General features: G+C 74.8%; 7 protein-coding genes and 1 pseudogene. 7 read left to right on the plus strand and 1 reads right to left on the minus strand.

Features of this window, described 5'->3' with window-relative positions; translation table 11 throughout:
* Together B0E53_RS39825 and B0E53_RS30625 are read left to right on the plus strand one after the other, a co-directional pair.
* Positions 1–887 (plus strand): annotated as a pseudogene (locus tag B0E53_RS39825) (cobyrinic acid a,c-diamide synthase); the annotation flags it as partial.
* Positions 884–1453: a GNAT family protein gene (locus B0E53_RS30625; RefSeq protein ID WP_107079172.1), complete on the plus strand. Its 570-nt coding sequence runs from the start codon at positions 884–886 to the stop codon at positions 1451–1453. The pseudogene B0E53_RS39825 and the gene B0E53_RS30625, both read left to right, overlap by 4 nt.
* A gap of 114 nt (positions 1454–1567) precedes the next feature.
* Here B0E53_RS30625 and B0E53_RS30630 read toward each other — a convergent pair whose 3' ends face one another.
* Positions 1568–3703, minus strand: a complete 2136-nt coding sequence (locus tag B0E53_RS30630) for a transglycosylase domain-containing protein (protein ID WP_107079173.1) — start codon at positions 3701–3703, stop codon at positions 1568–1570.
* Between the two features lie 133 nt (positions 3704–3836).
* Here B0E53_RS30630 and cobC point away from each other — a divergent pair, with 133 nt between their 5' ends.
* From cobC to B0E53_RS30655, 5 genes are all read left to right on the plus strand, one after another.
* Complete coding sequence (cobC, locus tag B0E53_RS30635) at positions 3837–4796, plus strand: Rv2231c family pyridoxal phosphate-dependent protein CobC (RefSeq protein WP_168215453.1); 960 nt, start codon at positions 3837–3839, stop codon at positions 4794–4796.
* Complete coding sequence (locus B0E53_RS30640; protein WP_107079174.1) at positions 4793–5365, plus strand: GNAT family N-acetyltransferase; 573 nt, start codon at positions 4793–4795, stop codon at positions 5363–5365. Before cobC ends, B0E53_RS30640 begins: the two co-directional genes overlap by 4 nt.
* Complete coding sequence (locus B0E53_RS30645) at positions 5362–6174, plus strand: carotenoid biosynthesis protein (RefSeq protein WP_107079175.1); 813 nt, start codon at positions 5362–5364, stop codon at positions 6172–6174. Before B0E53_RS30640 ends, B0E53_RS30645 begins: the two co-directional genes overlap by 4 nt.
* Positions 6171–7298 (plus strand): glycosyltransferase family A protein, encoded by a 1128-nt coding sequence (locus tag B0E53_RS30650; protein ID WP_107079176.1) that lies wholly within the window; start codon positions 6171–6173, stop codon positions 7296–7298. Before B0E53_RS30645 ends, B0E53_RS30650 begins: the two co-directional genes overlap by 4 nt.
* Before the next feature lie 11 nt (positions 7299–7309).
* Positions 7310–7757: FAD-dependent oxidoreductase (locus B0E53_RS30655; RefSeq protein WP_146167823.1), on the plus strand; the 448-nt coding region annotated here is incomplete at its 3' end.

A 7757-nucleotide genomic window follows, 5' to 3' on the forward strand; every position in this document is an offset into this window, starting at 1 on the left:
GCCACACGGTCGGCACCCTGCGCCGCGGCGAGGACGACCCCACCCGCCTGCTCACCAACCTGGCCACCGCGCACACCATCGGCCTCCCGGTGGACCTCACCGCCGTGCTCGCCGAGACCGGCACCGTCGACCTGCCCACCTATGCCTTCGACCGGGCCCGCTACTGGCCCAGCGCCGGTCCCGGCGGCCCCGCCGCCGAGGAGAGCCCGGGCGGCGCCGACGCCGCCTTCTGGGCCGCCGTCGAACGGGAGGACCTCGCCGCCCTCGCGGAACTCACCGCCCAGGACGCCACCGAGTCCCTCGAACGCCTCGGCGCGGCCCTGCCGGTCCTCGCCGGCTGGCGCCGGCAGCAGCGCGACCGCTCCACCCTGGACGGGCTGCGCTACCGCGGCGTCTGGCAGCCGTACCCCGGGACGCCCGTCGGCGTCCTCTCCGGGACCTGGTGGATCGTCGCCGACGAACGCCGCGCCGACGAGGGGGAGGCGGCGGTGGCCGAGCTGGCCCGCACCGGCCGCCCGGTGGTCGCCGAGGGGGCCGGCCTGCTCTGGCTGGCCCGGGAGCTGGACGGCCTGCCCATGTGCGGGGTGCTCGACGCGGTCGGCGCCAGCCGGGACGGCCTGGTGGTCGGCTACCGGGAGGCGACCGCGGCCGGTGACAGCGTGGTGGCCCGGGCCGGTGCCACCGTGGTGGGGCACAAGCAGCACGCCGCGGTGCTCACCCCGCGGTCCGGCGAGCGGGCGGCCTGGCGCTGGGAGGGCGGCGCCCCGGAGGGCTTCGTCTGGCGGGGCGTGCACGCCTCGCAACTCGTGCCGCACTGGGCGGCGCACCCGGAGATCGCGGCCCGGCTGGTCGCGGCGGCCGTCGCCCCCGCGGAGGCTCCGGCGTGATCGGGCAGGTGGCCGTGCGCCGTTTCCCGGCGCTGACCGTTTCCACCCCGCGCACCGAGGTACGCCAGCTCGTCGCGGCGGACGCCGAGGCGGTCGACGAGGTGTTCGCGGACCGGCAGACCCAGCGGTGGCTGCCGCTGGCCGACTCCTCGGGTCAGATCGACGGGCGGGCCTGGTGCACCGAGCTGGCCCGGCAGCGCCGGGACAGCGGCGAGGGCGACCACTGGGCGGTGGTCCGCCGCGAGGACCAGCGGGTGGTCGGCTGTCTCTGGACCCGGCGCACCGACTGGGGCGCCCGGCTGACCGAGGTGTCCTACGCGATCGCCCCGCACGCCCGCGGCTACGGCCTGGCCGCCGAGGCGGTCGACGCGGTCGCCATCGCGCTGATCCTGGAGCACGGCTTCCAGCGCGTCGAGCTGCGGGTGGCGCCCGGCAACGTGGCTTCCCGCCGCGTCGCGGAGAAGGCCGGCTTCAGCTACGAGGGCCTGCTCCGCAACGCCGGTTTCGTCCACGGGGCCCGGGTGGACCTGGAGCTGTGGTCCTTCGTCTCCGCCGACCTCCGCTGACCGCGCCCCCCACGTAAGTTGATCAAGAGGTTTGCGTCAGGAATCGGGCGATTCCGCGCGCAAACCTCTTGATCAACTGGCCCGGGCGCACCCCCGGGCAGCCTCAGGGGGCGGTCAGCCGACTATCTGGTCGCTGGGTGGGGTGAACTGGCGGGTGGGCTGGCCCTTCAGCGCGTCGCGCAGGGTCATCGCCACCGCGTTGACGGGCACCTCGGACAGTCCGTCGCCCACCGCGTTGAACGGGTTGTCCGGATCGGCGATGAAGCTGGCCGCCGCCAGTTCCGGCGTGTAGCCGGCGAACCAGGCGGACCGGGTGCTGTCCGTGGTACCCGTCTTGCCGGCGACCGGGCGGCCGACCGTGCCCCGCACGCTGTCCGCGGTCGACCAGCCGCCGCAGCCCCCCCTGGCCGGGGTGTCGCCGGTCGGGCAGCGGGCCGCGTCGGTGGCCGCCCGGGCCGCGTCGGCGCTGACCACCTGCCGGCAGCGCGGCTTGGCGACCTCCCGCTCCACCCCGCCGGCGGTCTTGTACATGGCCGGCGTGCCGTCCCGGTTCAGGATCGAGTTGACCGGGATGGCCTCGCAGTACCGGCCGTCGGCCGCGACGGCGGCGTACGCGTTCGCCATCTCCAGCGGGGTGGCGTCGGAGACGCCCAGGGTGAACGCGCCCCACTTGTTCGCCTTGTCCGGCGCGGCGTGCTCGCGGTCCACGTCGGTACGCCAGCGCAGCCCGAGCTGCTCGGCCAGGCGCACTCCCTTCTCCGCGCCGACCTGCTCCTCCAGCTGCACGAAGAAGGTGTTCACCGACTTGCCGAAGCCGGACCACATGGTCTGCACGCCGGTCATCGCGCCGCTGGCGTTCGACGGCGCCCACCCGTCGTAGACCTTGGACTGGTAGCGGTACGGCGAGTTGATGGTGTCGGAGAGCTTCGTCCCGGAGTTGAGCGCGGCGAGCATCGTGAACATCTTGAACGTCGATCCGGCCTGGTACCCGGGGAGTGTCCCCCCGCCGAGCAACGGTGCGACCGTGTTCGGATAGTTCGCCTTGACGTTCGGGCCGGCCTCCGGGTTGGAACTGTTCGGGTTCTCGCTCAGATCGAGCGAGTAGGTCCGGTTCACCGCCATCGCCTTGATCCGTCCGGTGCCCGGCTCGGCGACCACGATGCCGTTGGCGTACGGGCTGCCCGTGCCGTCCTTGGCGCCGACGTTCTTCTCCGCCGCCTCCTGGATCTTGGGGTCGAGGGCGAGGACGATGCGGTAGCCGCCCCGGCGCAGCTTGTCCATCCGTTCCAGCCGATTTTCCCCGAACGCGGGTTGGGTGCTCCACCAGTTCTTCAGGTAGTCGCAGTAGAAGCCCCAGGTCGCCCGGTACTTCTCCAGGAGCGAGGCGCAGTCGTTCGGCGGGTTGGTGAGCCGCAGCTTGATCGGCTCGGCCTTGGCCGCCCCCGCGGCGTCCGGCGACAGGTAGCCGAGGCGGGCCATGTTGTCGAGCACGTAGTTGCGGCGGGCGGTGGCGTCCTTCTGGTCGGAGGTGATCGGGTCGTACTCCGAGGGGGACTTGACCAGGCCGGCCAGGGTGGCCGCCTCCACCGGGGTGAGGGTGGCCGGGGTCTTGGAGAAGAAGATCTGCGAGGCCGCGTAGATCCCGTACGCCCGGTGGCCGAAGTAGGCCGAGTTGAGGTAGCGCTCGAGGATCTGCTCCTTGCTGATGTGCTTCTCGATGTCCAGCGCCATGCGCATCTCCTTGACCTTGCGCAGGCTGGTCTGCTGGGTGGCCTCCTGGACCTCCTTGGGGGTCTTGGCGCTGTCCCGCAGGGCCATCCGGACGTACTGCATGGTGAGGGTCGAGGCGCCCTGGGAGACGCCGCCGGACCGGGCGTTGGACACGAAGGCACGGGCCACGCCCTTCGGGTCGACGCCGTGGTGCTGGTAGAAGCGGTTGTCCTCGGCGGCGACGATCGCCTGCTGGATGTTCGGCGACATGTCCTCGATCTTGGTGTACTGCCGGTACTCCTCGTAGAACATCGTCAGCACGGTCTTGCCGTCCGGCGCGTACAGGTAGGAGGTCTCGGCGGGCAGCGCGGTCTTGAGGATGCTCGTCTTCTGCTCCACTGCGTGTGCGGTGGCCTTGGCGCCGATGCCGGTGACGGCGGCCAGCGGATAGGCCGCGGCGGCGACCACGATGCCGGCGATGAGCCCGGCGCGGAGAAGGGGCACGGCACGACCAGCGGAGGCAAGGGGTCGGTTGCTCACGTGGTCAAGCTATGACATTTCCGATTCGGAAATGAGAAGAATTCATAAACGGGCGAGGGGGTTCAGCGGTGGTGACGCGGCCCACGCCGGGATCCGCTGTCCCGGGCGGCGGCTTCCCGGCAGGATCGCGGACATGCGTGCTCAGCTGATCGGGACCGACGCACCGGGGGGCGAGCCCGACCTCGGCCACCACGGGGACGCCGAGGCGACCCCCGGCCTGGTGGACCTGGCAGTCAACGTCCGCCGCGCCCCGATGCCGGACTGGCTGGCCGACCCGCTGGTCGCCGCCATGGGCGCGCTGGCCGCGTACCCCGATCCCGGCCCGGCCCGGGCCGCCGTCGCCGCCCGGCACGGGCGTCCCCCCGAAGAGGTACTCCTCACCGCCGGCGCCGCCGAGGGATTCGTGCTGATCGCCCGGGCCCTGCGCGAGGCCCGGCGGCCGGTGGTGGTGCACCCGCAGTTCACCGAGCCGGAGGCCGCCCTGCGGGCCGCCGGCCACACCGTCGAGCGGGTGCTGCTCGACCCCGCCGAGGACTTCCGGCTCGACCCGGCCCGGGTGCCCGCCGACGCCGACCTGGTGCTGGTCGGCAACCCCACCAACCCCACCTCCGTGCTGCACCCCGCCGGGGCGCTCGCCGCGCTGGCCCGCCCCGGCCGGGTGCTGGTGGTCGACGAGGCGTTCGCCGACACCACGGCGGCCCCCGGCGTCGAGGGCGAACCGGAGTCCCTCGCCGCCCGCCGTGACCTGCCCGGCCTCCTGGTGGTCCGCAGCCTTACCAAGACCTGGGGGCTGGCCGGGCTCCGGATCGGCTACCTGCTCGGCGACCCCGGGCTGCTCGCCCGGTTCGGCGTCGGCGAGGCCCCGCTGGGCTGGCAGGGCACGGTGAGCGTGTGGCGTGACGCGGCGGACCTGGTCGCGTTCGCGTACCGTCACCCGGAGCACCGCGCCGCGATCACCCGCACCCCCACCGAGGGCTGGTACGCGGAGGAACTGTTCGCGCGGTTCGCGGTGGGCGACGTGGTCGGCGACCGCACGGTGCTGGGGTGGGCCGCCCCCGCAGGCGACCCGGAAACGGCGAGAGGGAACGCATGAGGTTGGTGCGGTGGACGCCGGACGATCTGGTCCGGCGGCTGGACGACGTGGTGGCCGTCTACGGCGAGGCGATGGGCTACCGCGCCGACCTGCTGGAGGCCCGGCGCGGCTACATCGCCACCCACGTCCGCCGGCCCGGCTTCCGCGCCGTCGCCAGCCTCACCACGGAGGGCCACCTGGCCGGCTTCGGGTACGGCTACCTCGGCGCCGCCGGCCAGTGGTGGCACGACCAGGTGCACCGCGCGCTGGACGGCGAGGCCCGGCAGCGCTGGCTGACCCACTGCTTCGAGGTGGTCGAGCTGCACGTCCGCCCGCCCGCGCAGGGGCACGGCCTGGGCGCCGGCCAGCTGCGCGCCCTGCTCACCATGGCCGAGGGGAGCACCACCCTGCTCTCCACGCCGGAGGCCGACGAGCAGCGGTCCCGGGCCTGGCGGCTCTACCGCCGGTTCGGCTTCGTCGACATCCTGCGCCACTTCCACTTCCCCGGCGACGAGCGGCCGTTCGGCGTGCTCGGCCGGGACCTGCCGCTGCCCCCGCCCGGCTCCGGCGGCGCCCCGGACGTGCCGTGAGCCGGGGCCGGCTGCCCTGGGCGCTGCTGGCCGTCCTGGTTCTGGCCCAGATCTGCTACCCGCTCACCGGCGGCGCGACCCGGGCCGGGCTGACCGTGGCCACCGTCGTGCTCGGCTGGCTGCTCTCCGTGGGGCACGCCCTGCTCAGCCGGGGTACGCGCACCGCGCTCGCCCTGGTCGCCGTGGCCACCGGCGGCGGCTTCGCGATCGAGGCGCTCGGCGTGGCCACCGGCTTCCCGTTCGGCAGCTACGACTACTCGGGCGAGCTGGGCCCGAAGCTGGCCGGGGTGCCGCTGATCATCCCGCTGGCCTGGACCTGGATGGCCTGGCCGGCCTGGCTCACCGCGGTCCGGCTCACCGGCTCCCGCCCGGGCCGGATCGCCCTCGCCGCGGTCGGGCTGGCCGCCTGGGACCTCTTCCTCGACCCGCAGATGGTGGCCGAGGGCTACTGGCGCTGGCGGGACGCCACCCCGGCCCTGCCCGGCCTGCCCGGCATCCCGGTCAGCAACTACCTGGGCTGGCTGCTCTTCGCGGTGCTGCTGATGGCCGCGCTGCGCCCGCTCGCCGGGCCGCCCGTCGACCGCACCGACGGGCGGGACGCCCCGATGTTCGCGCTCTACCTGTGGACGTACGCCTCCAGCGTGCTGGCGCACGCGGTCTTCCTCCGGCTGCCCGCCTCGGCGCTCTGGGGCGCGGCCGGGATGGCGGTGGCCGCCGTGCCGCTGGCGGTGACGCTGCTGCGCGCCCGCCGGGACGGGGCCGGTCGCGGGGTGGCGGAACCGGCGGCCCGCGTCAACGCGCCGGCATGATCCCCGCGCTCGTCGTGGTCGCGGTGGTCGCCACGCTCACCGCGCACACGCTGGTCAACGCCACCGCCTGGCTGCGCCGTCCCGGCGCCGGCCCGGTCGAGGTCACCGAGGCGGTGGCGGTGCTGCTGCCGCTGCGCGACGAGGCCGACCGGGTCACCCCGTGCCTGCGGGCGCTGCTCGCCCAGCGCGGCATGCCGGAGCTGCGGATCGTGGTCCTCGACGACGGCTCGACCGACGGCACCACCGGGGTGGTCCGCGCGGTGGCCGGCGACGACCCGAGGGTCACCCTGCTCACCGGGGTCGCCCCGCCGCCCGGCTGGCTGGGCAAGCCGTACGCCTGCTGGCAGCTCGCCACCCGCACCGACCCGGCCCCGACCGTGCTGGCCTTCGTCGACGCCGACGTGGTGCTCACCCCGTACGCGGTCGCGGCGGCGGTGACCGAGCTGCGCGCGGCGGGCGCGACGCTGCTGTCGCCGTACCCCCGGATCCTGGTGCGGACGGTGGCCGACCGGCTCGTGCAGCCGCTGTTGCAGTGGTTGTGGCTGACGTTCCTGCCGCTGCGCGCGATGGAACGCTCGCCGCGGCCGTCGCTGGCCGCGGCGGGCGGGCAGTTCCTGGTCGTGGACCGGGCCGGCTACCTGCGCGCCGGCGGGCACGCTGCGGTCGCCGACAAGGTGCTGGAGGACATCGAGCTGGCCCGGGCGGTGAAGCGGTCCGGCGGCCGGATCGCCCTCGCGGACGGCGCGCGGCTGGCCGCCTGCCGGATGTACGACAGCTGGCCGGACCTGCGCGACGGCTACACCAAGTCGCTCTGGGCCTCGTTCGGGCACCCGGCCGCGGCCGGGGTGGTGGTGGCCCTGCTGCTCCTGCTCTACACCGCTCCCCCGCTGGTCGCGGTCGGTGCCCTGGTGGCCGGCGCGCCGGTGACGGCCGGGCTCGCGCTGGCCGGCTACCTGTTCGGCGTCGCCGGGCGGGCGGTCAGCGCGCGGGCCACCGGCGGGCGGGCCTGGCCCGACGCGCTGGCACACCCCGTATCGGTCGTGGTCCTCGGTTGGCTGACCCTGCGGTCGTACCATCTGCGGAAGCGACGCCGGCTCACCTGGCGGGGTCGCCCGGTCAGCTAAGAGGGGGCGGCATGGCGCGGATCGTGGTCATCGGCGCCGGCGTGGGCGGTCTGGCCACCGCCGCCCGGCTGGCGGTCACCGGGCACGAGGTCACCGTCCTCGAACGGGCCGACACCGTCGGCGGGAAGCTCGGCCGGTACCTGCACGACACCCCCGAGGGGGCGTGGCGCTTCGACACCGGGCCGAGCCTGGTCACCCTGCCGCAGGTGTTCCACGACCTGTTCGAGGCGACCGGCGCGAAACTCGACGAATACCTGGACCTGGTGCCGCTGGACCCGATCGTCCGGCACGTCTTCCCCGGCGACGGCCCCACCCTGGACTCCTGCGCCGACCCGGCCGAGTTCACCGCCCGGATCGGCGCGGCGCTCGGCGGCCGGGCCGCCGCCGACTGGCAGCGGCTCTGGCGGCGGGCCGGCCGGGTGTGGGCGGCCTCGCACCGGGACGTGCTGCGCCGCACCG

The sequence above is a fragment of the Micromonospora sp. MH33 genome, assembly GCF_003013775.1.
Taxonomy (GTDB): Bacteria; Actinomycetota; Actinomycetes; order Mycobacteriales; family Micromonosporaceae; genus Micromonospora; species Micromonospora fulviviridis.

Coding starts and splice junctions, on each gene's coding strand:
- B0E53_RS30650 (WP_107079176.1), top strand. CDS start 6,171: ATGATCCCCGCGCTCGTCGTGGTCGCGGTGGTCGCCACGCTCACCGCG.
- cobC (WP_168215453.1), top strand. CDS start 3,837: ATGCGTGCTCAGCTGATCGGGACCGACGCACCGGGGGGCGAGCCCGAC.
- B0E53_RS30640 (WP_107079174.1), top strand. CDS start 4,793: ATGAGGTTGGTGCGGTGGACGCCGGACGATCTGGTCCGGCGGCTGGAC.